The 25709-nt window shown below is 39.1% G+C and carries 27 protein-coding genes and 2 other annotated features; of the genes, 25 read left to right on the top strand and 2 right to left on the bottom strand.

From position 1 onward, the window contains the following. Nucleotides 1-27 precede the first annotated feature (27 nt). A complete protein-coding gene (locus AC3WOM_RS10435; protein WP_492446625.1) occupies nucleotides 28-708 on the bottom strand; it encodes a class I SAM-dependent methyltransferase in 681 nt (226 codons plus the stop codon). Between the two features lie 128 nt (nucleotides 709-836). Here AC3WOM_RS10435 and AC3WOM_RS10430 point away from each other — a divergent pair, with 128 nt between their 5' ends. From AC3WOM_RS10430 to ispD, 8 genes are all read left to right on the top strand, one after another. After that, nucleotides 837-1142 carry a magnetosome magnetite crystal formation protein family gene (locus AC3WOM_RS10430; protein WP_492446624.1) on the top strand — a complete coding sequence of 102 codons (306 nt, stop codon included), beginning with the start codon at nucleotides 837-839 and terminating at the stop codon, nucleotides 1140-1142. Nucleotides 1143-1591: 449 nt separating this feature from the next. Further along, nucleotides 1592-2062: a CtsR family transcriptional regulator gene (locus AC3WOM_RS10425; protein ID WP_283870093.1), complete on the top strand. Its 471-nt coding sequence runs from the start codon at nucleotides 1592-1594 to the stop codon at nucleotides 2060-2062. Nucleotides 2063-2075: 13 nt separating this feature from the next. Next, nucleotides 2076-2624, top strand: coding sequence for a UvrB/UvrC motif-containing protein (locus tag AC3WOM_RS10420; protein WP_492446623.1), 549 nt, complete (start codon nucleotides 2076-2078; stop codon nucleotides 2622-2624). Beyond that, a complete protein-coding gene (mcsB, locus tag AC3WOM_RS10415; protein ID WP_427546224.1) occupies nucleotides 2621-3730 on the top strand; it encodes a protein-arginine kinase McsB in 1110 nt (369 codons plus the stop codon). Before AC3WOM_RS10420 ends, mcsB begins: the two co-directional genes overlap by 4 nt. Next, a complete protein-coding gene (locus AC3WOM_RS10410; RefSeq protein ID WP_427546226.1) occupies nucleotides 3720-6164 on the top strand; it encodes an ATP-dependent Clp protease ATP-binding subunit in 2445 nt (814 codons plus the stop codon). The genes mcsB and AC3WOM_RS10410 overlap by 11 nt, the downstream gene beginning before the upstream one ends. 107 nt (nucleotides 6165-6271) lie before the next feature. After that, complete coding sequence (gene radA / locus AC3WOM_RS10405; RefSeq protein WP_427546228.1) at nucleotides 6272-7648, top strand: DNA repair protein RadA; 1377 nt, start codon at nucleotides 6272-6274, stop codon at nucleotides 7646-7648. 310 nt (nucleotides 7649-7958) lie between these two features. After that, entirely contained in the window at nucleotides 7959-9044 is a 1086-nt protein-coding gene (locus AC3WOM_RS10400; RefSeq protein ID WP_427546230.1) for a PIN/TRAM domain-containing protein, read from the top strand. A gap of 11 nt (nucleotides 9045-9055) precedes the next feature. Continuing rightward, nucleotides 9056-9751 (top strand): 2-C-methyl-D-erythritol 4-phosphate cytidylyltransferase, encoded by a 696-nt coding sequence (gene ispD / locus AC3WOM_RS10395; RefSeq protein WP_492446621.1) that lies wholly within the window; start codon nucleotides 9056-9058, stop codon nucleotides 9749-9751. A gap of 542 nt (nucleotides 9752-10293) precedes the next feature. Here the strand turns inward: ispD and AC3WOM_RS10390 are convergent. Beyond that, nucleotides 10294-11940, bottom strand: a complete 1647-nt coding sequence (locus AC3WOM_RS10390; protein WP_492446619.1) for an SWIM zinc finger family protein — start codon at nucleotides 11938-11940, stop codon at nucleotides 10294-10296. Between the two features lie 530 nt (nucleotides 11941-12470). On the opposite strand from AC3WOM_RS10390, the gene epsC (AC3WOM_RS10385) reads away from it, so the two are divergent. From epsC (AC3WOM_RS10385) to AC3WOM_RS10305, 17 genes are all read left to right on the top strand, one after another. Further along, nucleotides 12471-13412, top strand: coding sequence for a serine O-acetyltransferase EpsC (gene epsC, locus AC3WOM_RS10385; RefSeq protein ID WP_492446618.1), 942 nt, complete (start codon nucleotides 12471-12473; stop codon nucleotides 13410-13412). Nucleotides 13413-13553: 141 nt separating this feature from the next. Continuing rightward, on the top strand, nucleotides 13554-14030 hold the full coding sequence (gene ispF, locus AC3WOM_RS10380) for a 2-C-methyl-D-erythritol 2,4-cyclodiphosphate synthase (RefSeq protein WP_492446616.1): 477 nt from the start codon (nucleotides 13554-13556) through the stop codon (nucleotides 14028-14030). 90 nt (nucleotides 14031-14120) lie between these two features. Next, nucleotides 14121-15581, top strand: coding sequence for a glutamate--tRNA ligase (gltX, locus tag AC3WOM_RS10375; RefSeq protein ID WP_492446614.1), 1461 nt, complete (start codon nucleotides 14121-14123; stop codon nucleotides 15579-15581). A 50-nt stretch (nucleotides 15582-15631) separates the two neighbouring features. Continuing rightward, nucleotides 15632-15853, top strand: a binding site (T-box leader). A 644-nt stretch (nucleotides 15854-16497) separates the two neighbouring features. Next, a complete protein-coding gene (gene epsC, locus AC3WOM_RS10370) occupies nucleotides 16498-17106 on the top strand; it encodes a serine O-acetyltransferase EpsC (RefSeq protein WP_427546241.1) in 609 nt (202 codons plus the stop codon). Nucleotides 17107-17144: 38 nt separating this feature from the next. After that, on the top strand, nucleotides 17145-18545 hold the full coding sequence (gene cysS, locus AC3WOM_RS10365) for a cysteine--tRNA ligase (RefSeq protein WP_492446612.1): 1401 nt from the start codon (nucleotides 17145-17147) through the stop codon (nucleotides 18543-18545). Next, nucleotides 18530-18970 carry a Mini-ribonuclease 3 gene (locus AC3WOM_RS10360; protein ID WP_427546245.1) on the top strand — a complete coding sequence of 147 codons (441 nt, stop codon included), beginning with the start codon at nucleotides 18530-18532 and terminating at the stop codon, nucleotides 18968-18970. The genes cysS and AC3WOM_RS10360 overlap by 16 nt, the downstream gene beginning before the upstream one ends. After that, nucleotides 18970-19722, top strand: a complete 753-nt coding sequence (gene rlmB / locus AC3WOM_RS10355; RefSeq protein WP_427546247.1) for a 23S rRNA (guanosine(2251)-2'-O)-methyltransferase RlmB — start codon at nucleotides 18970-18972, stop codon at nucleotides 19720-19722. Before AC3WOM_RS10360 ends, rlmB begins: the two co-directional genes overlap by 1 nt. A 2-nt stretch (nucleotides 19723-19724) precedes the next feature. Then, the gene (locus AC3WOM_RS10350; RefSeq protein WP_427546249.1) at nucleotides 19725-20237 is read left to right on the top strand and encodes an NYN domain-containing protein; all 513 of its coding nucleotides are present in this window, start codon (nucleotides 19725-19727) and stop codon (nucleotides 20235-20237) included. A 68-nt stretch (nucleotides 20238-20305) separates the two neighbouring features. After that, on the top strand, nucleotides 20306-20953 hold the full coding sequence (sigH, locus tag AC3WOM_RS10345) for an RNA polymerase sporulation sigma factor SigH (protein ID WP_286925554.1): 648 nt from the start codon (nucleotides 20306-20308) through the stop codon (nucleotides 20951-20953). A 76-nt stretch (nucleotides 20954-21029) separates the two neighbouring features. Further along, the gene (rpmG, locus tag AC3WOM_RS10340; protein ID WP_492446609.1) at nucleotides 21030-21176 is read left to right on the top strand and encodes a 50S ribosomal protein L33; all 147 of its coding nucleotides are present in this window, start codon (nucleotides 21030-21032) and stop codon (nucleotides 21174-21176) included. 48 nt (nucleotides 21177-21224) lie between these two features. Next, complete coding sequence (secE, locus tag AC3WOM_RS10335) at nucleotides 21225-21410, top strand: preprotein translocase subunit SecE (RefSeq protein ID WP_427546253.1); 186 nt, start codon at nucleotides 21225-21227, stop codon at nucleotides 21408-21410. A 314-nt stretch (nucleotides 21411-21724) separates the two neighbouring features. Beyond that, the gene (gene nusG, locus AC3WOM_RS10330; protein WP_492446608.1) at nucleotides 21725-22258 is read left to right on the top strand and encodes a transcription termination/antitermination protein NusG; all 534 of its coding nucleotides are present in this window, start codon (nucleotides 21725-21727) and stop codon (nucleotides 22256-22258) included. 228 nt (nucleotides 22259-22486) lie between these two features. Beyond that, a complete protein-coding gene (rplK, locus tag AC3WOM_RS10325) occupies nucleotides 22487-22912 on the top strand; it encodes a 50S ribosomal protein L11 (RefSeq protein WP_004233593.1) in 426 nt (141 codons plus the stop codon). A gap of 116 nt (nucleotides 22913-23028) precedes the next feature. Beyond that, nucleotides 23029-23727, top strand: a complete 699-nt coding sequence (gene rplA / locus AC3WOM_RS10320; protein ID WP_492446606.1) for a 50S ribosomal protein L1 — start codon at nucleotides 23029-23031, stop codon at nucleotides 23725-23727. 66 nt (nucleotides 23728-23793) lie between these two features. Next, nucleotides 23794-23940 (top strand) — a sequence feature (ribosomal protein L10 leader region). A gap of 32 nt (nucleotides 23941-23972) precedes the next feature. After that, a complete protein-coding gene (gene rplJ, locus AC3WOM_RS10315; RefSeq protein WP_427546259.1) occupies nucleotides 23973-24473 on the top strand; it encodes a 50S ribosomal protein L10 in 501 nt (166 codons plus the stop codon). Nucleotides 24474-24545: 72 nt separating this feature from the next. Beyond that, entirely contained in the window at nucleotides 24546-24908 is a 363-nt protein-coding gene (gene rplL, locus AC3WOM_RS10310) for a 50S ribosomal protein L7/L12 (RefSeq protein ID WP_427546261.1), read from the top strand. A gap of 76 nt (nucleotides 24909-24984) precedes the next feature. Continuing rightward, entirely contained in the window at nucleotides 24985-25587 is a 603-nt protein-coding gene (locus AC3WOM_RS10305; RefSeq protein WP_427546263.1) for a class I SAM-dependent methyltransferase, read from the top strand. Nucleotides 25588-25709: the final 122 nt, after the last annotated feature.

Here is a 25709-nt window from a genome sequence, read left to right as displayed (position 1 = left end):
CGTCTTCATAGAGTAATACATTTATTTTTAGACTCCCTTATAGCATATCCAACCACCAAATAAAGTAGTGGCAAAAAATCTGGATGGCTTTGTAAATCCTGCCTCTTGAAGTAATGTTAAAATATCCTCCTCAGGCATAAAAGAAAGAGAGCGTATGGATTTTTCCATATCAGCTACCTCTGAGGAAGTTAGCTTTGTATGTTGCAGCCAATAGGCCCGCCATAAATCAAATTGTAGCTCGGTTTCTAAAGAGCCGGGCTGCCCATATTTTGAAACAAGAACAAATGGTGCACCAGGCTTTAAATTATTTGCTATTTCTTTTAATGTTGCAAGCTTTTCTTGAGTCCCATTGATAAAATGTAGCACTAAAATACAGCTAGCCGCATTAAACTCCCCAGAGGGTAACTTCGTATCCAGTATAGTTCCATGGTATAAAGAAATTTGATTAGGTAAAGATTTTAAACGCTCCTCCGCTATATGTAGCATAGCCTCAGAAGGATCGATGCCAACAAATGACCAAGCTGGCTTATGCTCTGCAAGCTGTAAAATTTCATTGCCGCTTCCAGAGCCAACTACTAAGAGTTTAGCTTTCTCAGGTAGTGTGGAATGATAAAAGGTTTGTGTTAAACGTAGCATGGCATCGTAACTAGGTAATGTTCGACGAATACCTTTTTCGTATTCGTTTGCAAGTGTGTTATTAAATTCCATTGTGTCTCACATGCCTTTCCCAAAAATTTTTAAAAAAATACAACATACAATGAAACTATTAAGGGTATAGTTCCGTAAATAGTAGTACATAAAACAAAAGAAAATTTAAAAAAGAAGGGTTGATATAAATGGAAGCTAAATGGTCTAAGGTAATCATACACGCAAGTGCATTTTTTGCGCCATGGTTCGTACCAATTTTATTTTTCTTAATTAGTTCTGATAAAGAGGTAAAGGCTATTTCCATTCAAGCATTACTGTTCCAGATTGTTATGGGTGTTTTAATTGCAATTTCTGTGGCACTCAGTTTTGTACTAGTTGGTTTACCGTTTTTAATCATTTTCGGTATTATGGTGTTTGTCGTACCGATTATTGGTATTGTAAAGGCTATATCTGATGAACCATGGCGTTACCCAATTGTTGGCCGCTGGGTATAATTTTTATCTTCATTCAGCAAATGTTTTTTGTATCGAAAGCATATCGGCAGATGTTTTATGCGCATAAGCGCAGCGGCAGATACAGAAGACTCCCACCTCTACAGGTGGAGATGAGTGCGGTTTTGGTTCCTTTTCAGTTGGGTGACCAAACACCTACTGAAATAGAGGAACTCAGGCTAAGATCTTCACATCCTTTGAAAATCCGGACGCAAGTATATGCTAATTGCATGTGCTTGCGTTTTTTTCATCACTAAAAAGGGTACATTAGACTTATGACTCAAAGATATCTAGCATGAATGGTGATTTTTCAAGCGTTTGAATGAAAAGATGACTGCTTTTAATTTTTCTATAGGCGAAATCATTGCAATTATTTTCAAGCGTTTTGTATAATATACTCAAAGAAAGTCAAAGATAGTCAAAGTCAGTGAAGTAAGCGAGGTGTATTCCTATTGCGTAATATATCAGACATCATAGAAGGCTACTTGAAGCAAGTACTTGAATTAGGTGGAGAAGGGCATATTGAAATTAAGCGCAGTGAAATTGCTGATAAATTTCAATGTGTGCCCTCGCAAATAAATTATGTGATCAATACTAGATTTACTGCCGAACGAGGTTATCTTGTTGAAAGCAAACGTGGTGGTGGTGGATACATACGAATTTTACGTGTCCGCGCGAATTCACAAATTGATTTGATTGACGATGTCCTCAGGCAGATAGAGGGAGGGGCATCGCAAACAATGGCAGAAGATTTAGTTTATCGGCTTATTGATGAGCAGGTAATTTCAAAGCGAGAAGCGAAATTAATGTTAGCAGCCATTGATCGCTCCACTTTGGATTTGCCACTCCCATTACGGGATACCATTCGAGCAAGAATATTACGAGCAATGCTAACAACAATCAAATATGAACAGCAAAAATAGAGAGGTGATGGAAATGATTTGCGAACATTGCAAGCAGCGTAATGCGACGGTAACTGTAACACAAGTTCAAAATGGACAAAAGGTAGAGCACCATTACTGTGACGTCTGCGCCTCGCAGTTCCATCCATTTCATGCAGAATTTAAACAAGAGCCTGTATCTATTCAACAGCTATTATCTAATTGGTTTGGCTCACCGACATGGCAACAACAAAAAGTGGATGAAAAACAACAGGCGCAGCCACAACCACAAACTTGTCCACAGTGTGGATTTACGTATAAACGATTTTTAAAAGAAGGAAAATTCGGTTGCCCTAGCTGCTATGACAGCTTTAGTGAGCACTTGCCGAAGCTCTTTAATAGAATACAAGCAGGACCTCAACATCTTGGTAAGATGCCAGGCGCCCATAGTAATATTTATGTCATTAAAAAACAAATAGAAGATATTCGGAAACTTATGAAAGTAGCTGTAGATGATGAACAGTTTGAGGAGGCCGCCAAACTGCGAGATGAAGTGAAGGAACTGGAGAAACAGCTACAATTTGAAGGTGGTGATATGACGTGATGATTGAATCGTTTCTAGAACGAGCTACACCCACATGGATGAGCGTGGAGGACGATTATTCAGATATAGTCATCAGTACACGTATCCGTCTTGCACGAAATTTAGATGGCTATCGTTTTCCACTATCCTTTACAGAGAATGAGGCATTGCAGGTAGAGCAGGCTGTAACACATGCCGTGCAGGATAGCACAAAGCTCCAAGATCATTACTCATATTTTGCCATCAAAGACTTAACATCCTTACAGCGTCAAATTCTTGTAGAAAAGCATTTAATAAGTCCTCAGCTTGCCAAAAAAGAACAAGTTGGCTCCATGCTATTATCTGATGATGAATCAATTAGCATTATGGTGAATGAAGAGGACCATTTACGCATTCAATGTATGACAGCGAGTTTTCAGCTACAAAGGGCATATGAGCAGGCCAATAAAATTGATCGAGCCCTAGAAAAAGCTTTACCTTATGCATTTCGTGATACTTTTGGATATTTAACAAGCTGCCCGACAAATATTGGTACTGGTTTACGAGCATCCGTTATGATGCACCTGCCTGCCCTTACATTAACAGGTCAAATGAGTCAAATTATTAATGCCATGACAAGGCTGGGAATGACAGTAAGAGGGATATATGGGGAAGGTAGTGAAAATTTAGGTAATGTTTACCAAGTGTCGAATCAGATAACACTAGGCAAAACAGAAGAAGACATTTTGGCAGACATTCAAAGCGTCGCTGAAAAAATTATTCAAAAAGAGCGACATGCAAGAGGCAGATTAATGGAAAAAGCAGAACTTGCCCTAGAAGATCGAGTATATCGTGCATTAGGTACTTTAACACATGCTCGTATTTTAACGAGCGAAGAGGCGGCTACCTGCTTGTCGAACGTCCGTTTAGGGGTAGATTTACAGTTGATAGAGGGCATTAAGGCGACGACTCTTAACGAGTGTGTTGTCAGTATGCAGCCAGGATTTTTACAACATTATGCAGGAGAGGTTTTACCACCTGCCGAGCGTGATCGCGTACGAGCGGAAATGCTTCGTGAGGCATTATTTCGTGAAAATATGAGTAAGCCTATTATAGGGGAAAAAGGAGAGGATTCATATGATGTTTAATCGTTTTACACAACGCGCACAAAAAGTATTACAGCTTGCACAGGAAGAGGCAATTCGTTGGAAACACGAATCAATAGGAACAGAGCATATTCTATTAGGGCTTATTCGTGAAGGCGGCGGTATAGCTGCGAAAGCATTAGAAGCCATTGACATTAGTCCTCAAACGATTGAAGCGGGTATAGAAGAATTAGTTGGAAAAGGAAAAGAGGACGTGGGTCCGATTGTCCACTACACACCTAGAGCGAAAAAGGTCATAGAGCTTTCAGTTGATGAATCACGCAAACTAGGTCATTCATATATCGGTACGGAGCATTTGCTATTAGCTCTTATTCGTGAAGGCGAGGGTGTCGCTGCTCGTGTATTAAACAATGCTGGTGTCGGCTTAAATAAAGCGCGTCAGCAAGTACTATTGTTGCTAGGGAATAATGATAATGCACAATCTGGTCAACAAGCTGCACAGGCTGCCAATACACCTACATTAGATAGTCTTGCTCGTGACTTAACACAAATTGCGCGAGAAGGCTCTTTAGACCCTGTGATTGGTCGAAGCAAGGAAATTACACGTGTTATTGAGGTTTTATCTCGCCGTACAAAAAATAACCCTGTATTAATTGGTGAGCCTGGGGTTGGTAAAACGGCTATTGCTGAAGGCTTAGCACAGCAAATTATTAATAATGAAGTGCCGGAGATTCTTCGTGATAAACGCGTCATGACACTTGATATGGGAACAGTGGTCGCAGGTACAAAATACCGTGGTGAATTTGAGGATCGCTTGAAAAAAGTGATGGATGAAATTCGCCAGGCAGGCAATGTTATTTTATTTATCGATGAATTGCATACATTAATTGGCGCAGGTGGTGCAGAGGGAGCAATTGATGCATCAAATATTCTAAAACCTTCGTTGGCACGTGGTGAACTTCAATGTATCGGTGCGACTACATTAGATGAATATCGTAAATATATTGAAAAAGATGCGGCCTTAGAGCGTCGTTTCCAACCAATTCAAGTTGATGAGCCAACAGTGGAAGAGGCGATTCTAATTATTCAAGGCTTACGTGATCGCTATGAGGCACATCACCGTGTAAAAATTACAGATGAAGCGATCGAGGCTGCAGCAAAAATGGGTGACCGCTATATTTCTGATCGTTTCTTACCAGATAAAGCGATCGACTTAATCGATGAAGCAGGTTCAAAAGTACGCCTACGTTCATTTGCAGTTCCACCAAATCTAAAAGCACTTGAAGATAAGCTCGAAAATGTGCGCTCTGAAAAGAATGCTGCAGTCTCTGGTCAAGAGTTTGAAAAGGCAGCCTCATTAAGAGATACTGAACAGAAGCTAAAAGATGAAATTGAAACGACTAGAAAGAACTGGAAAGAAGAGCAAGGGAAATCTGAATCAAAAGTTACAGTGGATGATGTTGCAGCTGTTGTATCTATGTGGACTGGAATCCCTGTTTCAAAAATTGCTTCAGAGGAATCATCTAAGCTATTACAGCTCGAGGAAGAGTTACACAAGCGAGTGGTAGGTCAAGGAGAGGCAGTGGAGGCGATTTCTCGCGCTATTCGCCGTGCAAGAGCAGGCTTGAAAGATCCCAAACGACCAATTGGCTCATTTATTTTCTTAGGACCAACAGGGGTTGGTAAAACAGAGCTTGCGAGAGCACTGGCTGAGGTAATGTTTGGCGACGAAGATGCAATGATTCGTGTAGATATGTCTGAATATATGGAGAAACATTCAACTTCGCGCTTAGTCGGTTCACCTCCAGGCTACGTAGGCTTTGAGGATGGCGGTCAGTTAACTGAAAAAGTTCGCCGTAAACCATATTCAGTTGTTTTACTAGATGAGATTGAAAAAGCCCATCCAGATGTTTTCAATATTCTGCTACAAGTGCTTGAAGATGGTCGTTTAACTGATTCTAAAGGTCGTGTAGTGGATTTCCGTAACACAGTTGTAATTATGACATCAAACGTTGGGGCAGATGCTTTAAAATACCAGAAAAACTTAGGCTTCAATGTTGGTGGTGCGGAATCTAAACATAAAGACATGAAGGGAACAATGCTTGAGGAATTGAAAAAAGCATTCCGACCAGAGTTCTTAAACCGTATCGACGAGATGATTGTGTTCCACTCATTAGAGAAAGAACATTTAAAAGAAATTGTCTCTATGATGGCAAAAGCTTTAACAAAGCGTCTAAAGGAACAAGATATTTCCTTAGAGCTAACAGATGCGGCGCTTGAGAAAATTGCACAGGAGGGCTATGACCCTCAATACGGTGCCCGTCCTCTACGTCGTGCACTACAAAAACAAGTAGAAGACCGCTTATCAGAAGAATTACTGAAAGGCAATGTAGAGAAGGGCAATCAGGTGATTATTGATTATGTGAATGAAGATTTTGTAGTAAAGAAAAAAGAGGGCGTTTCTGCATCTAATTAATTTCTAACGGCTACGCTTCATCTCAAAAGGACAGCAGGCTATAGTGCCAAGCTGTCCTTTTTTATGTACAATTGATAATAAGAACAAATATTCGAGGTGAATGTGATTTGGCAAAGAAAAAAACGAAATTTGTATGCTCAGGCTGCGGCTATGAATCTGCAAAATGGATGGGAAGATGTCCAGGCTGCGGGGAATGGAATAAGATGGTTGAAGAAGTAGAGGTCGTAGCAAAAGGACCTCGCGGAGCCTTCCAGCATTCTGCGACAGTTACGCAAAAAGCTCTTCCTATTATGCAGATTGAGGCTGCTGAGGAGTCTCGAATTACAACAGAAATGGGTGAGCTTAACCGAGTGCTAGGCGGAGGAATCGTACCAGGCTCTCTTGTACTAATAGGAGGTGACCCTGGTATTGGGAAGTCGACGTTATTATTACAAGTGTCCGCTTTACTTTCAAATAATGGTCATCGTGTGCTTTACATTTCTGGTGAGGAATCAATCCGTCAAACAAAGCTTCGTGCGGAGCGTTTAGGAGTGGTATCACAGGAGCTTTATATCTATTCAGAAACAAATTTAGAATTTTTAAATCAAACTATTGAGGATGTACAACCAAAGTTTGTCATTGTCGATTCCATTCAAACTGTGTTTCATCCTGAGGTAACCAGTGCCCCTGGCAGTGTATCACAGGTACGTGAGTGTACAGCAGAGTTGATGAGAATCGCTAAAACGAAAGGAATCGCTATATTTTTAGTTGGGCATGTAACAAAAGAGGGCCAAATTGCAGGACCACGTATTTTGGAGCATATGGTGGATACTGTACTGTATTTTGAGGGGGAGCGCCATCATAATCACCGTATTTTGCGCAGTCAAAAGAACCGTTTTGGCTCAACAAACGAGATTGCTATATTTGAAATGCTTCAGGGGGGCTTAAAGGAAGTATTAAATCCATCTGAGCTTTTTTTACAGGAACGTTCACAGGGTGCAGCGGGGTCAACCATAGTGGCTTCTATGGAGGGTACACGGCCAATTCTTGTTGAAATTCAGTCACTCGTAACACCTACAAGCTTTAACTATCCAAAGCGTATGACAACGGGTGTAGATCAAAATCGTGTGCAGCTATTAATGGCTGTTCTTGAAAAAAGAATGGGCCTCATGCTGCAGGCTCAGGATGCATATATTAAAGTCGCTGGCGGTGTAAAGCTAGATGAACCTGCCATTGATTTAGCAGTGTTGACAAGCATTGTCTCGAGCTTTAAGGATCAAGCTGTTAGAGCTACAGATTGTTTTGTTGGAGAAGTGGGATTGACCGGGGAGGTACGCCGTGTTTCCCGTATTGAACAACGTGTAATAGAGGCGGCAAAGCTAGGATTTAAGCGAGTGTTTATACCAGCTTCAAATATTGGCGGCTGGGATTTTCCGCAAGGTATCGAGATTGTTGGGGTAGAAACAATTAAGGATGCACTGAATGCGTGCTTTAGGGAGCTATAAACGAAGCGTGCATGTTGGACAAGTTTCTGACATGCACTTTCCTTTTCAATCGTTTTTTAGATGGTTAGTGTAAAAAACGGAACTAAAAAAGGGTTTTAAGCGTCCTACATAACACCCTAATACGATACCTCTATTTACAACGTTATAGCTGGCATTTTTGTTTAAAGAAAACCTCTTTATTTCCACCTCTCTTTGAAGGTGCTGCCAGCGGTTAAAAAGAAAAGAAATTTAACGGGGTTTGTTAGGCTCATGAAAGATTTTCTAAAGTAAACTATGTATAATTATAGCTAAGAATTGGAGGTGACAGCTTATGAAAAAATTTGTTCAAATTGCCTTTTTACTAATTGGGGGAGCATTAGGCTTTGTTTTCTTACCGCCATTATACGAATTGCTTCACTTATCTTCTAATCCTTGGCTTGATAATCCCTATGTATCAGTAGCTTTAGGGGCAATTTTATTGTTTACATTATCGTTTGCCTTTTCAGATTATTTTGTGCGACTCATTGGCTGGATGGAAGAGGTGCTATTTAAGGTACCTGTAGGAGACTTATTATTTGGAACGCTCTGGCTTATAATTGGGCTGATTGTTGCCTATTTCTTAGGCTTTGCCATTGAAAGTGTTCAACTGGGATTCGTTTCAGAGATTTTACCGATTATCATGTCCTTTGTACTTGGTTATTTAGGATTCCGTGTGGGCTTTAAGAAGCGTGATGAATTAATCCAGCTCTTTACATTGCGTGGTAACAATACAAAGAAAAAGCTAGTAGAGGGTGTAGAAGCCCAAGAAGTAAAAGGGAGCTACAAGCTGCTGGATACAAGTGTTATTATTGATGGTCGTATTGCGGATATTTCTGAAACAGGGTTTATAGAAGGTATATTAGTGGTTCCTCAATTTGTTCTTACAGAGCTTCAGCATATTGCAGATTCTTCTGATACTTTAAAACGTACAAGAGGTCGTCGTGGCTTAGATATTTTGAAAAAATTGCAAGATGAGCGTATGACGAATGTGGAAATATCCGAAGAGGATTTTGAGGATGTGCAGGAAGTTGACTTAAAATTAGTGCGTCTTGCAAAGAAAATGAGCAATGATACACAGATTGTTACAAATGATTTCAATCTTAATAAAGTATGCGAGCTACACCACGTAAGAGTCTTAAACATCAACGATTTAGCTAATGCTGTAAAGCCTGTTGTTATCCCTGGAGAGAATATGCAAGTAATGGTTATTAAAGATGGTAAAGAGCATAATCAGGGAGTGGCTTATTTAGACGATGGCACAATGATTGTGGTTGAAGGCGGACGTAGTTATATCGGACAGGCAATTACAGTTACAGTAACGAGTGTGCTGCAAACATCAGCAGGTCGTATGATATTTGCGAAGCCGAAGGACGATTAGGATGTGAGAAAATGCAATATGAAGTAGTTCTACCTGCAGCAGGAAGTGGAAAGCGCATGGGTGCAGGGCAAAATAAATTATTTCTAAAACTTTTGGAGAAGCCTATTCTGATACACACGCTAGAAGTGTTTCAGCAAGATCCATCTTGCACAGGTATTTGGCTGGCTGTAAAACCAGAAGAACGTGCGCATATTCAAAAACTGCTAGAGCAATTTGAAATTACAAAAGTGAAGGGCTTGCCTGATGGTGGTGCTGAGCGTCAACATTCGGTTCATTCGTGTATGAAGGAGATGCAACAGGTAGATATTGTGCTTGTACACGATGCAGCACGCCCTTTTATTACACATGATATTATCGCTAATCTTGTACAAAGTGCACATGAACTCGGTGCAGCTATTGCAGGGGTTCGAGCGAAGGATACGATGAAAAAAGTATCAACGAATGGCATTATTGAGGAAACGGTTGATCGTGAAAGCCTATGGATGGTGCAAACACCACAAGCATTCCGTTTTGAGTTAATTATGGAAGCGGAGGACGTAGCTGAAAAAGTAGGTTTTCTCGGTACAGATGAGGCGATGTTGATGGAGCGTCTTGGACACCAAGTACACATCGTAGAAAGTAGTTATGAAAATGTAAAAATGACGACGCAAGAAGACTTAGTATTTGGTGAGGCAATCTTGCGTAAGCGTGGATCATGCAATCTTTAAGAAATATTATTTATATATTTATATATTTAACTGTAGCTTGAAATTAAAGTTTGATTAATAATTTCACAAGAACATTGACTTAATCATAAATTAAATGAATCCATTTATAAAAAAAGCTCGATCAATTTGTTTACCTTTATTGAACCAAAGCCCTGTTAACCATCCATGTAGCGCAAAAACCAGCGCTTCCCATAGAAGATGAAAATGTACTCAGAAAGGGTATTGAATACTATGGCTGTGAGAGGAAGATCGGTTAGTATAAATGGCGAAGGAATTAGAGAAGATTAAGTAATAAGTCGTTTGTTTCATCAAAACAAAAAGAAATAGCCATCATCTGGTGCCATAGTGAGGTGGCTATTTCTAAAATTATGATGGTGGATGTTAGTCGAATAAAGTCCCTTTTATGCTATGTTTATCCAATTATGTTTAAGACGAAAAACAGGAACACCTACACAATTATGATCACTCGACAGTCCTATAAAAAAAGAAAAAGACTCTATTTAGTGGTTTACTCTTCTTCATTTGCAAGTTGTCCTTGCTTATCACTTCAACTTCCGCAATTCATCCACAAAAGCACGGCGTTTTGGATAGGTTTGTAGTAGATCTGCAATTAGTTGGGTTGCTTCGAGCACATAGCCGGCTTTACGCATGATTGTAATAGTACGGCAAACTTCTTGATAGCGTCTGCGGTCGGATGCTTGCTTTGCGCTTGAAGTAACAGTATCGATGAAAAGTGCGCAAACTTCTTCGTAATAATGCTCTCTAATATGTGGATAGTACTGTTCGATTCGCATTGGTTGTTCTTTGCAATAGTCCAGAATGTGTGCGTATTGTTTTTCCTCTACAATGAGTGTGGCATAAAAGTAGGGATTGTGCTTTTTTAATTGCTCTAGTAGTTGGTTGAATGTTTTTGACCATTGCTGTGCTGAATGGAGTTTTTTGAATTCGTCATAATATTCGTTGTCACCGCCCAACAATAACTGTAAGGCTAATTCGCGCATATCTTCTTTATTATCTAATGCTTTATGTGCTGTAAAGGCATAGCGCTTCCATTTATTCACGATTCCTGGGAAATCATGGTTGTGTTGCTGACCATCTTGAGAAAGTTGCAATACTTTTGCATAATCACCTTGCTCTATAGCAGATAAAATAACCCGTTCACGCATACCTGCATCTTCTATATTTTGCTCTAAAAACTTCTCCACATCTTCGTTGCTATATTTGGAGGATATTATTTGGAATTGCAATTCTTTTAGTTGTTTATTCATATAATTAGCACTCCAACTATCTCCTTGTGTACTAAGAGAATGTAGGAGGGCAACGTATTTCTTTTCGATCGCATCATCGTGGCATAAAGGAATGCATGATTGGAGGAAGGATATACGCCAGTCCGGCCAGCCGTCTAAACCTGTATGCATCGCTTCTTTTATAATTAATTCATACACTGTTTCATACTGCTCTGTATTCCAAACATCTCCACCCTCTCTAATGGCGTCTTCAATAAATGCTAGGCTTTCTTCTATAGAATCACCGAAATCACCATTTGAGTCATCACTATAGTGTAAAGCATCGAATGTATGTTTGAAACAGAGTAGGCTAAGTTGAATGGCGGTGAAATATTCACCATTTTCGATGTGTTCTCCGATGTGACCTTGTATCGTTTTGACTCCCCGTAATGCTTTAGACGATTGGTTCCATGGAATGAAACTGCTGCGGCGATCTTGGACGGCATTGATATGATGTACGATTAACTTTTCAGCAGCATTTAAAGCATCATCCGGTGCTGTGATGAGCATCTCCAACTCTTTTATAAAGGTAGGGTGATTTTTCCCTACTTTCATAATGATTTCTACTAATTGTTCTTTCGTTTGTGATTGCAATAATTGTTGAAGCGATGGTTTGGCTGTTGTTTGTACTGAGGTAGTGCCCTGCTCATGCTGAATTGCATATAAGGCGGCAGCGATATGTTTGCAATCATCGTCATAGGGGCAATCACAATCAGCATATAAAATATCTCCTTTCCTATTCGTGCGTATATCGACAATGTATGTAGATGAGCCAGCGACTTCAGCTTGCCAATTATGTTCGTCAATTTGTACGATATCCTCTACAAGGCCGTTTGTATAATAATCGAGTCCACGTTTTAAAATGGTTTTGTTGAATTGTTTTTCGAAAGTGTTAATGTTCATGGAAACCCCCATCTTGTTATGCCTTTAGAACAAGGATATCAAAAATGATGGGCAAAGGGTATATAGTATGAAGAGTATTGGAGGATACGTGTTGATTTTTTTGCACAATAATTTTTAAACGATAAAAAGGTCATTTGCCAAAATCAATAGGGTGCTTAATTAAAAATATGTTATATCGCATTTGACAATTTGGCTAAATGCGATTCTTTTTTGTCTCAATTATATTTTTTGGTGAATAAGAAAAATGAACTCGATGAAATTTTGATGAAAAACCTTCGCTGTGTCTAAGTATACCCTTTGAAAAAGACATTTTTGTGCTCAGAATATATTACATAATATGGATCATCATCAAAAGTTAGGGATGACATTTTAATAAAATACTAGTTGATTGGAGTGGAGTCAGCGTGACTCCTTGTATACTAAGAGTTTCAAAACGATCAAGAAAGGGATTTTTACGTGTAAAATGAAATAGTGGATATATGTTTAATAAGGTAATAGAATAGATGAAAAAGATGTGAGGGGTGTTTATTGTGTCATTAAATGAATGGTTAAATCAAAAGGTTCCAGAAATTACAGGTTCATTAACTAGTATAAATAAACAGTACATCGACGTTGACAATTCAATAGGCTTTGTTGGACGAGATTGTGTTTTTAAAATAATAGATAATTTTCATGAAGTACTGTTTCCGGGCATTTTTACGGTAAAGCCTATTGATGAAACAAGGGTGAATGTAGTTTGCAGTAATAAGCTGCGTGAAACAGCATTAGATTTACGGGATATTATCGAAAAAGTATTGTTTTATAATATGGAGGACCGTGATCCTGCCAATTGCGAGAAGTATTGTCGTGAACAAGCAGATAAAATTGTTATGGATTTGATTAATCGGTTTCCTGCCATTCGCCAAGTTTTACAAACAGATATTCAAGCGGCATATAATGGTGACCCAGCAGCTCTTTCCACAGAAGAAATTTTGCTAAGCTATCCATCTATTGTGGCTGTTTATATTCACCGAATCGCGCATGAGCTATATGAGATGGGCGTACAAATTGTACCTCGTATTATGTCAGAATATGCGCATCGATTAACTGGTATCGATATTCATCCGGGGGCTACCATAGGGGAATCATTCTTTATTGACCACGGAACAGGTGTCGTCATAGGTGAAACTTGTACTATCGGAAAGAATGTGAAAATTTATCAAGGTGTAACATTAGGTGCATTAAGCTTCCCGTTAGATGAAAATGGTAATCCGATTAAGGGCATTAAGCGTCATCCGAATATTGCGGACAATGTTGTCATTTATGCTGGTGCTACGATTTTAGGGGGCGAGACGACGATTGGGCATGATTCCGTCTTAGGGAGCAATATTTGGCTAACACATTCTGTTCCCCCTTATTCGCGTGTTTATAATTCACAGCCATCACCGAATATTAGCAATAGTCAAATGAAAAATATAGAGTATCATATTTAAAAAACGTTGGGCAGTCTAGGGAGTATAGCTTTCTAAACTGCCCATTACTGCTAGAGGAGGATAATTATTAAAGCGCTTTTCAAACACCCTTTGGCAAACTTTGATATGATAATGATAAATATTAATTAAAGGAAGATGAATATGTTTCGAGTTGGACAAGGATTTGACGTACACGCATTTGAAGAAGGACGTCCATTAATTATCGGAGGTATAACAATTCCTCATGAAAAAGGGCTAGTAGGCCATTCTGACGCAGATGTTTTATTACATACTGTAACAGATGCAGCATTAGGGGCTATTGGAGAAGGAGATATTGGTCGACACTTTCCAGATACAGACCCTGCATTTAAAGATGCAGATTCAGCAAAATTATTAGAGCACATCTGGAAAATTGTTGAGGATAAAGGGTATGTTCTAGGTAATGTTGATTGCACTATCATGGCGCAGCGACCTAAAATGGCACCGTATATTGAGCAAATGCAAAATCGTATTGCGGATTTGTTGAACGCAGAGCCTTCACAAGTTAATGTCAAGGCGACAACAACTGAACGATTAGGTTTTACAGGTCGTGAGGAAGGGATTGCCGCAATGGCGACAATTCTATTGATTAAGAAGTAAAAGCAGGCTATCAGCGCTTTTATTTCCTGTAGCAGAGTGGTAAAATGAACAAAGTCAATTTTTGATCGAAAATTTAGGAGGCTTTTAATTATGGCGAAAGAAGTTCGTGTTCGTTACGCGCCATCCCCTACTGGTTACTTACATATCGGTGGTGCGCGTACAGCGTTATTCAATTATTTATATGCAAAACATCATAACGGTAAATTCATCGTACGTATTGAGGATACAGATATTGAGCGTAATGTAGAGGGCGGAGAAGCATCTCAGCTAGATAACCTAAAATGGTTAGGTATTGAATACGATGAATCCATCGATATTGGTGGACCATACGCACCTTATCGTCAAATGGAGCGTCTTGATATTTATAAAGCGCATGCTGAAAAGCTTTTAGAGCAGGGCGTCGCTTATAAATGTTTCTGTTCTTCTGAAAAATTAGAAGCATCTCGTGAAGAGCAAAAGGCACGAGGAGTAGCTGCGCCAACGTATGACGGTACTTGTCGTCATTTATCAGCAGAGGAAGTTGCTGCTAAAGAGGCTGCTGGTGAAACTTATACAATACGTATGCGTGTACCTGAGAATGTAACTTATGAGTTTGAGGATTTAGTACGTGGACAAGTTACATTTGAATCAAAAGATATTGGTGACTGGGTAATTGTTAAAGCAAACGGTATTCCAACATATAACTATGCTGTAGTTCTAGATGATCACTTCATGGAAATCTCTCATGTTTTCCGAGGCGAAGAGCATTTATCTAACACACCAAAACAAATGATGATTTTTGATGCATTTGGCTGGGAGTATCCAAGCTTTGGCCATATGACATTGATCATTAATGAAAACCGTAAAAAATTATCAAAACGTGATGAATCCATTATTCAATTCGTAACGCAATATAAAGATTTAGGCTACCTTCCTGAGGCAATGTTTAATTTCTTTGCATTACTTGGCTGGTCTCCAGAAGGAGAAGATGAGATTTTCTCCAAAGAAGAATTTATTAAAATCTTTGATGAGAAACGTCTGTCAAAATCACCATCAATGTTTGATAAGCAAAAACTTACATGGATGAATAACCAATACATTAAAAAATTATCTTTAGAAGAAGTGGTGGTATTATCTTTACCGCACTTACAGAAAGCCGGCTTATTACCAGAAGAGCTGACACCAGAACAACATGCATGGGCAACAGATTTAATTGCACTGTATCATGACCAAATGAGCTTTGGTGCTGAAATAGTAGATTTATCCAGCCTATTCTTTAACGATCATATTGAATATGATGAAGAAGCAAAAGCTGTTTTAGCAGGTGAGCAAGTACCTGAGGTCATGGCAGCATTTAAGTCACAGCTTGAAGAGCTAGAAGAATTTACACCTGATGAAGTAAAAGCTGCTATTAAAGCTGTGCAAAAAGCTACGGGTCATAAAGGTAAAAATTTATTTATGCCAATCCGTGTTGTCACAACTGGAGAAACTCACGGCCCAGAGCTACCAAATGCTATTTGTTTAATTGGTAAAGAGAAAGCAATTGACCGTGTAGAAAAATTTGCGCAATAAATAGAATTTTATTGACAATTTATTAGTTCGTTGTAAAATGAATTTACATTGAGAAAGCGTTGATAAGGAGAAGTAAGTGGCGCATGCTCTAAAGAGAGGACCATCACCGGCTGAAAGTGGTCTGAGCCTAGGCAAAACTGAAATGCACCTTTGAGCATAAGGCTGAACAATAGTAGGCTTTATCGATTCGTTCCCGTTACAGAACGTCCAGAGTGGAGGGCTATGCCTTCAATCAGAGTGGAACCGCGCAATTTAAATTTAGCGTCTCTGTCATTCCTTATGGGAATGATGGGGACGTTTTTTATTTATCTTCATTCAGCAAATGTTTTTTGTATCGAAAGCATAGCGGCAGATGTTTTATGCGCGTAAGCATAGCGGCAGCGGCAGCGGCAGATACAGAAGACTCCCACCTCTACAGGTGGTGAGATGAATGCAGTTTTGGTTCCTTTTCAGTGGGTGTCCAAACACCAACTGAAATAGAGGAACTCAGTCTAAGAAAGCCATGTCCTGTGGCAATTTATCTGTGCGAAAGCGAAGCGACAGCAACACACGATTGAGTGACCAACATATGTTGCTGCCGCTGCGTTAGCACTACGCTTTCGCACAAAAAACATATGTTGGCCCAAAGCCTCTGGCGGATGTCACGGATTTTCAAAGGAATGAATAAAAGGATGTTAGCCTAAAAATCTTCGCATCCTGCGAAAACGGCTGACTGACCTGCATCGTGCAGCCCTAGGCACTATTCGAAATCTGGACACAATTACGCCAAGGCGAAATTGATATAAAATGCGTTCTTCACTAGTTAACTCTGTAGAACAATCAACATCAGCACAGTATTTCAAAGTCCAAGAATGCAGTTGATTATGTGAAAATTTCAAAGGATCAAGGCAGATCAAAAAGAAAAGGGGGAGTTTTTGTGTTTAAAAGAATGAAGGAAGATGTAGAAACCATTTTTGAAAATGATCCAGCTGCGCGCAGTGTGCTTGAAGTTGTGCTAACATATTCGGGGCTGCACGCTACTTGGGCACATCGAGTTGCTCACTGGTTCTTTAAAAAGCGTTTTTATTTTATAGCCCGTACCATTTCACAAATTAGTCGCTTCTTCACTGGAATTGAAATTCATCCTGGGGCGAAGATTGGTCGACGTTTCTTCATAGATCATGGGATGGGCGTTGTGATTGGTGAAACATGTGAAATTGGCGATAATGTAACTTTATATCAAGGTGTGACTTTAGGCGGTACAGGTAAAGAAAAAGGAAAACGTCATCCGACATTAGAGGATAATGTACTTGTGGCAACAGGCGCAAAAGTATTAGGCTCGATTACAATTGGTGAGAATAGTAAAATTGGCGCAGGCTCAGTTGTTTTAAAAGAAGTGCCACCAAATGCTACAGTTGTCGGTATACCTGGTAAAATAGTGATTAAGGATGGAATTCGTCTAGAGAAAAAACTTGACCATCAAAATATACCTGATTTAGTAGAAGAACGTTGTCAAGTTTTCGAGAAGCAGATTGCTACCTTGTAACAAGAGATCGAACGCTTACAAAAGGAGAGAGAAACACGATGAGTATACAAATCTTTAACTCATTAACACGACAAAAAGAACCTTTCGTACCGCTAGAAGAAGGCAAAGTGAAAATGTACGTTTGTGGTCCCACGGTTTATAACTATATTCATATTGGGAATTCACGACCTGTAATTGTCTATGATACAGTACGCCGATATTTTCAGTACAAAGGGTATGATGTGAAATTTGTATCAAATTTCACAGATGTAGATGACAAAATTATAAAGGCTGCTAACGAGCTAGGTGAAGAAGTTCATGAATTAACAGAGCGCTTTATTAACGCATATTTTGAAGATGTTATAGCTTTAGGCTGTAAAAAAGCTGACGTGCATCCACGCGTTACAGAGCATATGGATGATATCATTGAATTCATTCAAGTGTTAATGGATAAGGGTTATGCTTATGAGTCTGCTGGTGATGTGTACTATCGAACGCGTAAATTTAATGGGTACGGTAAATTGTCCCATCAATCAGTTGATGATTTAAAAATCGGTGCTCGTATTGAAGCTGGTGAGAAGAAAGACGATGCATTAGATTTTGCTTTATGGAAAGCTGTTAAACCAGGTGAAATTTACTGGGAGAGTCCATGGGGAAAAGGTCGTCCTGGCTGGCATATAGAGTGCTCTGTAATGGCTAGAGAGCATCTGGGAGATACAATTGATATTCATGCTGGTGGCCAAGATTTAACATTCCCACATCATGAAAATGAAATTGCTCAATCTGAAGCTCATAATGATAAAACATTTGCGCGTTATTGGATGCACAATGGGTATATTAATATTGACAATGAAAAGATGTCCAAATCTCTAGGGAATTTTATACTTGTCAATGATATCCGCAAACAAATTAACCCACAAATTTTAAGATTCTTTATGCTTTCTGTGCACTATCGTCACCCGATTAACTTTTCAAAAGATTTAGTGGATGCTGCTGCAACTGGATTAGAACGAATCCTAACTGCTTACAACAATATCAAGCATCGATTAACAACTACTGCTAGCTTAGGTGATCATTCAGAACAATGGCTTGAAAAAATTGAGGAACAAAAAGCTCATTTTGAAGAAGCAATGGATGATGATTTTAATACAGCCAATGGTATTTCTGTATTGTTTGAATTAGCCCGTATTGCTAATATTTATTTAAATGAAACAAACACTAATGAAAAAGTATTATCGCATTTTATGGAAACTTTTGAGGCGCTAGGTGACGTCTTAGGTATTGAGTTTGCTAAAGAAGAAGAGCTGTTAGATGAAGAAATTGAAGCCCTTTTACAAGAGCGTGTAGAGGCACGTAAAAACCGTGATTTTGCCCGTTCAGATGAAATTCGTGACCATTTGCAAGCACAAGGTATCATTTTAGAAGATACGCGACAAGGAACTAGATGGAAACGAGGGTAAGTAACTTGGATAAACTCCGTAACAAAGATGTTAAACAATTGAATGCGCTAGCGTTAGCCTATATGGGAGATGCCGTTTTAGAACAAAAGGTTCGTGAGCATTTACTACGCGCTGGTCGTGTCAAACCAAACACGCTTCATAAAGAAGCCACACATTATGTGTCAGCAAAAGCGCAATCTATGATTGTTCATCGGATGATAGAGGAAAGCTTTTTAACAGAGGAGGAATTGGCTGTGTTCCGTCGCGGACGCAATGCCAAATCCGGCTCTGTGCCAAAAAATACAGATGTTCAAACTTATCGTAATAGCTCAGGTTTTGAGGCAGTGCTTGGAAGTTTGTATTTGTTAAATGAACTAGAACGCGTTTATGAAATCATTGCATACGCTATTCAAATAATCGAGGAATCGAAAGGAGTGTCGAAATAATGGCAGAGCAAAATGGTGAAATAATTGCCGGTAAAAACCCAGTGTTAGAAGCACTTCGTTCAGGCCGTGATATGAATAAAGTATGGATTGCAGAAGGTGTGAAAAAATCAGGCGTAAATGAATTACTTGATTTAGCACGAGAACGTGGTGTCATTGTTCAATTTGTCCCGAAAAAAAAGGTTGATCAATTATCAGATGCTAATCACCAAGGAATTGTTGCCTCCGTTGCAGCATATAAATATGCAGAGCTAGAGGATTTATTTGCTGCAGCAGTAAATAAACAGGAGGATCCATTTTTTTTAATATTAGATGAGCTGGAGGACCCCCATAATCTAGGTTCTATTATGCGAACTGCGGATGCGATAGGAGCACATGGGATTATAATACCAAAGCGTCGTTCAGTAAGCTTAACGGCAGTGGTGGCAAAGGCTTCGACAGGAGCTATTGAGCATGTACCTGTAGTACGTGTGAATAACCTTGCTCAGACAGTCGATGAACTTAAAGAACGAGGTGTATGGATAGCTGGTACAGATGCAAAGGGTTCTGCAGACTATCGAAAAATGGATGCTACATTACCGCTTGCGATTATTATTGGTAGTGAAGGCAAGGGAATGGGTCGCCTGCTAAAAGAGAAATGTGACTTTTTGTACCATCTGCCCATGGTTGGGCATGTCACATCACTAAATGCATCAGTAGCTGCTGCACTCTTAATGTACGAAGTGTATCGTAAACGTCAAGAAGCGATTGAGTAGGCATGAAAAACATTTTGCTTGTTGACGGCTATAATATGATTGGGGCTTGGAAAGAGCTGCGGCCTTTACGTGATGCAAATTTTGCAGATGCGCGTAGAAGATTGAGTGAATTGATGGCCGAGTATAAGGCAGCAATGGGATGGCGTGTCATTATCGTTTTTGATGCACATCTTGTACCAGGTGTGGAGCAATCTTATATAGAAAATGATGTGGAAGTCATTTATACACGGAAAAACGAAACAGCAGATGAACGTATTGAAAAAATGACACATGAATTAAAGGCTAGAAATGTTCAAATCTATGTAGCAACTTCTGATATGGCGGAGCAAAGCGTTATTTTTGGTAATGGTGCTTTACGAAAATCCGCAAGAGAGCTCGAAATTGATATGGGCATTATCCAACAAAAAATTTCACATGATGTAAAGCGGAAACAAGATACCAAACCGCCTTCTCGCATAGAATTAAAGCCAGATGTTGCATTAGCCTTTGAAAAATGGCGACGTGGTTTGAAATGATTGATTGACGCATATTTTCCAATTCCGTTATACTGTTCCTAATTATCTGTTGTGGCTGAGGTGATACCATGTTTAAAAATAGCATTGTACAAGTGACACAAGATTTTGAACGATTCAATGATGAAGAACTTATTGAAATGGTGCATCAAGGTAATACAGATGCGTTAGATTATTTAATTACAAAATACCGTTTATTAGTAAGAGCGAAGGCAAGATCCTATTTTTTAATTGGAGCAGATAAGGAAGACATTGTGCAAGAAGGTATGATTGGCTTGTATAAAGCGATACGAGATTTTAAAGGAGATAAGCTGGCTTCTTTTAGAGCATTTGCTGAGCTGTGTATTACAAGGCAAATTATTACAGCAATTAAAACTGCAACTAGACAAAAGCATATTCCACTTAATTCTTATGTATCCTTGGACAAGCCGATTTTTGATGAAGAATCAGATCGCACGTTAATGGATGTGCTAACAGGCGCTATTATGGATGATCCAGAAGAATTGATGATTCATAGAGAAGAGTTTGGCTATTTAGAAGAAAAGATGAGTGAGATTCTAAGTGAACTAGAATTACAAGTACTAGCTTTATACTTAGATGGACAATCTTATCATGAGATTTCTGCTAAATTAAATCGCCATGTGAAGTCCATTGACAATGCACTGCAAAGAGTAAAGCGTAAATTAGAGAGGCATTTAGTCCTCGAGGAAATGTCCTAACGATTGCATACCTTTGTTGACATGGGCAATTTTAGGTGGTAGTCTTTAAAAGACAAAGTGCCGAAAAGGTGATTATATGGCAAAAAAAGTCGTGTTAAATTGTGGAAAATGCGGGTCGAGAAATTACACGTTTCCAGCTAAAGAAGGCTCAACTGTACGCCTCGAATTAAAGAAATTTTGCTCGCATTGCAATGAACATACAGTGCATAAACAGACGCTATAAAGTAACTTGTAAATAGACAGATATGATTGATTCGGAGGTTAGGCTAGAATGGGCAAAATTAAAGACTTTTTGAGCAATGTAATGTCGGAAATGCGCAAAACAAGCTGGCCAAAAAGTAAAGAACTGACGAAATATACAGTCGTTGTAATTTCAACTGTTGTAATTATGGCTTTATTTTTTGTGTTAGTAGACCTAGGTATTTCATCATTATTCCGCTGGTACTTAGATTTATAATTTAGTAAATAGCATGTTAATACTTCTGAAATAGCCCGTCCAATGCAATAACGGGTTTTTTCGTTTGTTTTATGAAGTAAACAGCAGTAAAATATTCTCATTATGATTAAGTAGGCTACGAGTGAGAGTATGAGCGTAGCTATAGATGACTATGCTAGTTTCGGTATATATCATCAGGCTTTCGCTAGCTATTAGCGAAAGCTATGTTTTTCTAAATGAGTAGTTTGTGAAAAGAGTGATGGGTGCTTTAGCATTTTGCGATTCATTTTCACTTTTATTTGTAAGGGAGGGACGGACGAGAAGTCCTAGTAGTTATGGAGAAAAATTGGTATGTTGTTCATACGTATTCAGGGTATGAAAATCGTGTAAAAGCAAACCTAGAAAAACGTGTTGAAACAATGGGGATGCAAGATAAGATTTTCCGTGTAATCGTGCCTGAACATGAGGAAACAGAAATGAAGGATGGAAAAAAACGTACAATGATGCGTAAAGTCTTTCCGGGATATGTATTAGTAGAACTAATCATGACGGATGACTCTTGGTATGTTGTACGTAATACACCAGGTGTAACGGGCTTTATCGGTTCGTCGGGCGGTGGTGCAAAACCAACACCTTTATTACCGGAAGAAGCGGATCGTCTGCTACAACAAATGGGTATGTCTGACAAAGTTGTTGAAGTAGATATTTCGGTGGGAGAGGCTGTCGAAGTATTGGAAGGGCCTTTTGCACACTTCCAAGGACGTGTTGAAGAAATTGACACCGAAAAAGGAAAAGTGAAAGTGACTGTTGATATGTTTGGTCGTGAAACAATTATGGAGCTAAGTTTTGAACAAATAAAGAAAATCTAATGTGAGAAACCTCATTGTAAAATACTTAGATGTAAGTTTCGCAGATTTTGTAAATTACTACTTGCTTAAAAAAATTAAAAGTGGTATCATTTCATAGGTCAGACTGTCATACTTTGTTTTGGCGTCTGCAATGATAATTTTAATGTTATCGGCACTTAGCTGACAGACAGATATTGAGTGGGAGGGGCAACCCAATTACCACATCACGGACTTAAGGAGGTGTGTCTCGTGGCTAAAAAAGTTATTAAAGTTGTAAAACTTCAAATCCCTGCTGGTAAAGCAAATCCAGCTCCACCGGTTGGTCCTGCATTAGGTCAAGCAGGTGTGAATATCATGGGATTCTGTAAAGAATTCAATGCGCGTACGGCTGATCAAGCTGGTCTTATTATTCCAGTTGAAATTTCAGTATTCGAAGACCGTTCTTTCACTTTCATTACAAAAACTCCACCTGCAGCAGTTCTACTTAAAGTAGCGGCTGGTATCCAATCTGGATCTGGTGAACCAAACCGTAAAAAAGTGGCAACGGTTAAACGTGATAAAGTTCGCGAAATCGCTGAAACTAAAATGCCAGACCTTAACGCTGCTTCAGTAGAAGCTGCTATGTTAATGGTTGAAGGTACTGCACGAAGCATGGGAATTGTTATCGAAGACTAATCCCTGTTACTTGATGTTTTGTTTTTTGGAAGGTTGCGAAGTTTCTTTGTGAACGCGCAACCTTTATTCGTGGGAGGTAAAATCCGCTACAACCACAATCAAGGAGGAATTATATAATGGCTAAAAAAGGTAAAAAACTGCAAGATGCAGCAAAATTAATCGATCGTAACACACTTTACAGCGCACAAGAGGCAATTGAACTTGCTCAAAAAACTAGCACAGTAAACTTCGACGCTACTGTAGAAGTTGCTTTCCGTCTAGGTATTGATACTCGTAAAAACGACCAACAAATCCGTGGTGCTGTAGTACTACCAAACGGTACTGGTAAAACTCAACGCGTATTAGTATTTGCTAAAGGCGAAAAACTTAAAGAAGCTGAAGCAGCTGGTGCAGATTATGTAGGCGATGCAGAGTACATCCAAAAGATCCAACAAGGTTGGTTTGATTTCGATGTAATCGTAGCAACACCTGACATGATGGGTGAAGTTGGTAAACTTGGTCGCGTTTTAGGACCAAAAGGCTTAATGCCAAACCCTAAAACTGGTACAGTTACTTTTGATGTAACAAAAGCAATCGAAGAAATTAAAGCTGGTAAAGTAGAATACCGTGCTGATAAAGCTGGTATCATCCACGCTCCTATTGGTAAAGTTTCTTTTGCAGCAGAAAAATTAGTAGAAAACTTCTTAACTGTATTTGATGTAGTACAAAAAGCAAAGCCTGCAGCTGCTAAAGGTACTTACATGAAATCTGTAAACGTTACAACTACAATGGGTCCAGCTGTTAAAATCGATGCTTCTAACGTAGTGGTAAAATAATCAATCTAACTTTTCATATAAATATATTGACAGTGAACTTGTATCTATGATATGATGTTTGCTGTTGTGAATCATCCATTTGTACCGTAGACAGTAGGAGTGACTTGTCACTTAATGTTCCTACCGAGGACATCGGAATTCGGATTCTTATTTAAAGATGATGACTTTCAGCCTCTGTGTCTATTTTGACCCAGAGGCTTTTCTTTTGTCGGTATAAATGACCCATTCTTATAGGAGGTGTCATAATGAGCAAAGCAATCGAAAACAAACAAGTACAAGTTCAAGAGATTACTGAAAAATTCCAAAACGCTGCTTCTGTAGTAGTTGTGGATTACCGTGGTCTTAATGTTGCACAAGTGACAGAGCTTCGTAAACAACTTCGTGAAGCTGGCGTTGAGTTCAAAGTATACAAAAATACATTAACTCGTCGTGCTACTGAAGCTGCTGGTCTTGAAGGAATCAACGACGTATTAGTTGGTCCTAACGCAATTGCGTTCTCAAATGAAGATGTAATAGCTCCTGCTAAAATCATCAACGAGTTCGCAAAGAAAAATGACGCTTTAGAAATTAAAGCAGGTATTATCGAAGGTACTGTTTCTTCAGTTGAAGATGTTAAAGCACTTGCAGAACTTCCATCACGCGAAGGTCTTCTTTCAATGCTTTTATCTGTACTTCAAGCTCCAGTGCGTAACTTCGCACTTGCAACAAAAGCTGTTGCAGAACAAAAAGAAGAACAAGGTGCATAATTTTAAACGCATCATAACTTCTGCGGCTTAAACCGCAAAAACAAATACTATCCAATTTAGGAGGAAATTATAATGAATAAAGAGCAAATCTTAGAAGCTATCAAAGCTATGACAGTTCTTGAATTAAACGATTTAGTAAAAGCTATCGAAGAAGAATTCGGTGTAACAGCTGCAGCTCCTGTAGCTGTAGTTGCTGGTGGTGCTGCTGGCGCTGCTGAAGAAAAAACAGAATTTGATGTAGTATTAGCATCTGCTGGTGCAGAAAAAATCAAAGTAATCAAAGTGGTTCGTGAAATCACTGGTTTAGGTCTTAAAGAAGCTAAAGAAGTAGTTGATAACGCTCCTAAAGCTCTTAAAGAAGGCATCTCTAAAAATGAAGCTGATGAAATCAAGGCTAAACTTGAAGAAGTTGGCGCTTCTGTAGAAGTTAAGTAATCTCGCGTTACTTTTTAACAAAAGGAAAGCTCGTCATTTTGGCGAGCTTTTTTCTTCATTCTGAGGAGGCGTGAAAATGGCAGATCACTATTATACAAATAAGCCTCAAGCTGAAAGTAAACCTCGTCACTGGACATTCAAATTATTGGGACATTCGTTTTCCTTTGAGACGGATGCAGGTGTTTTTAGTAAAAGCGAAGTAGATTTTGGATCCCGTGTGTTAATAGATGCTTTTCAAATGCCTGATATTGATGGTGCAATTTTTGATGTGGGGTGTGGGTATGGACCAATCGGTTTATCGATTGCCAAAGCAAATCCAGATCGTACTGTTTTTATGATGGATATAAACGAGCGTGCAGTTGCACTCTCGCAAAAAAATGCGCAAGTAAACGGTGTTCAAAATGTACGGATATTTGTGAGTGACGGACTATCGATGGTTGACAAGGATGTAAAAGCCGCAGCTATTTTAACCAATCCTCCAATTCGCGCAGGAAAAGAAACCATTTTCCGTTTTTACGATGGAGCTTACGATAAGTTAGTGTCATCTGGTGAGCTGTGGGTAGTAATTCAGAAAAAACAAGGTGCGCCATCAACAGTAAGTTACTTAGAAGAAAAGTTTTCTGAAGTCGATGTTGTGGAGAAGAAAAAAGGGTACTGGATAGTATGTGCAAAAAAATAAATGAAATATGTATAAAATATTGACTTGACAAATTGGCTATGATAATATGATACAATGCAAAAATATTATTTTGAGGTCGTGTGCCCTTTTTGTATATGATTGTTTTAATATGGGTATACTTG

It is taken from the genome of Lysinibacillus sp. FW301-JW8, from assembly GCF_058788755.1.
This window is presented reverse-complemented; position numbering and strand designations above follow the sequence as displayed.

Excerpts from the sequence above, each read along its gene's own strand:
- AC3WOM_RS10435 (WP_492446625.1), bottom strand. The coding sequence starts at position 708 with ATGGAATTTAATAACACACTTGCAAACGAATACGAAAAAGGTATTCGT.
- AC3WOM_RS10430 (WP_492446624.1), top strand. The coding sequence starts at position 837 with ATGGAAGCTAAATGGTCTAAGGTAATCATACACGCAAGTGCATTTTTT.
- AC3WOM_RS10420 (WP_492446623.1), top strand. The coding sequence starts at position 2,076 with ATGATTTGCGAACATTGCAAGCAGCGTAATGCGACGGTAACTGTAACA.
- AC3WOM_RS10410 (WP_427546226.1), top strand. The coding sequence starts at position 3,720 with ATGATGTTTAATCGTTTTACACAACGCGCACAAAAAGTATTACAGCTT.
- AC3WOM_RS10400 (WP_427546230.1), top strand. The coding sequence starts at position 7,959 with ATGAAAAAATTTGTTCAAATTGCCTTTTTACTAATTGGGGGAGCATTA.
- ispD (WP_492446621.1), top strand. The coding sequence starts at position 9,056 with ATGCAATATGAAGTAGTTCTACCTGCAGCAGGAAGTGGAAAGCGCATG.
- AC3WOM_RS10390 (WP_492446619.1), bottom strand. The coding sequence starts at position 11,940 with ATGAACATTAACACTTTCGAAAAACAATTCAACAAAACCATTTTAAAA.
- ispF (WP_492446616.1), top strand. The coding sequence starts at position 13,554 with ATGTTTCGAGTTGGACAAGGATTTGACGTACACGCATTTGAAGAAGGA.
- gltX (WP_492446614.1), top strand. The coding sequence starts at position 14,121 with ATGGCGAAAGAAGTTCGTGTTCGTTACGCGCCATCCCCTACTGGTTAC.
- cysS (WP_492446612.1), top strand. The coding sequence starts at position 17,145 with ATGAGTATACAAATCTTTAACTCATTAACACGACAAAAAGAACCTTTC.
- AC3WOM_RS10360 (WP_427546245.1), top strand. The coding sequence starts at position 18,530 with ATGGAAACGAGGGTAAGTAACTTGGATAAACTCCGTAACAAAGATGTT.
- rlmB (WP_427546247.1), top strand. The coding sequence starts at position 18,970 with ATGGCAGAGCAAAATGGTGAAATAATTGCCGGTAAAAACCCAGTGTTA.
- AC3WOM_RS10350 (WP_427546249.1), top strand. The coding sequence starts at position 19,725 with ATGAAAAACATTTTGCTTGTTGACGGCTATAATATGATTGGGGCTTGG.
- sigH (WP_286925554.1), top strand. The coding sequence starts at position 20,306 with ATGTTTAAAAATAGCATTGTACAAGTGACACAAGATTTTGAACGATTC.
- rpmG (WP_492446609.1), top strand. The coding sequence starts at position 21,030 with ATGGCAAAAAAAGTCGTGTTAAATTGTGGAAAATGCGGGTCGAGAAAT.
- secE (WP_427546253.1), top strand. The coding sequence starts at position 21,225 with ATGGGCAAAATTAAAGACTTTTTGAGCAATGTAATGTCGGAAATGCGC.
- nusG (WP_492446608.1), top strand. The coding sequence starts at position 21,725 with ATGGAGAAAAATTGGTATGTTGTTCATACGTATTCAGGGTATGAAAAT.
- rplA (WP_492446606.1), top strand. The coding sequence starts at position 23,029 with ATGGCTAAAAAAGGTAAAAAACTGCAAGATGCAGCAAAATTAATCGAT.
- rplJ (WP_427546259.1), top strand. The coding sequence starts at position 23,973 with ATGAGCAAAGCAATCGAAAACAAACAAGTACAAGTTCAAGAGATTACT.
- rplL (WP_427546261.1), top strand. The coding sequence starts at position 24,546 with ATGAATAAAGAGCAAATCTTAGAAGCTATCAAAGCTATGACAGTTCTT.
- AC3WOM_RS10305 (WP_427546263.1), top strand. The coding sequence starts at position 24,985 with ATGGCAGATCACTATTATACAAATAAGCCTCAAGCTGAAAGTAAACCT.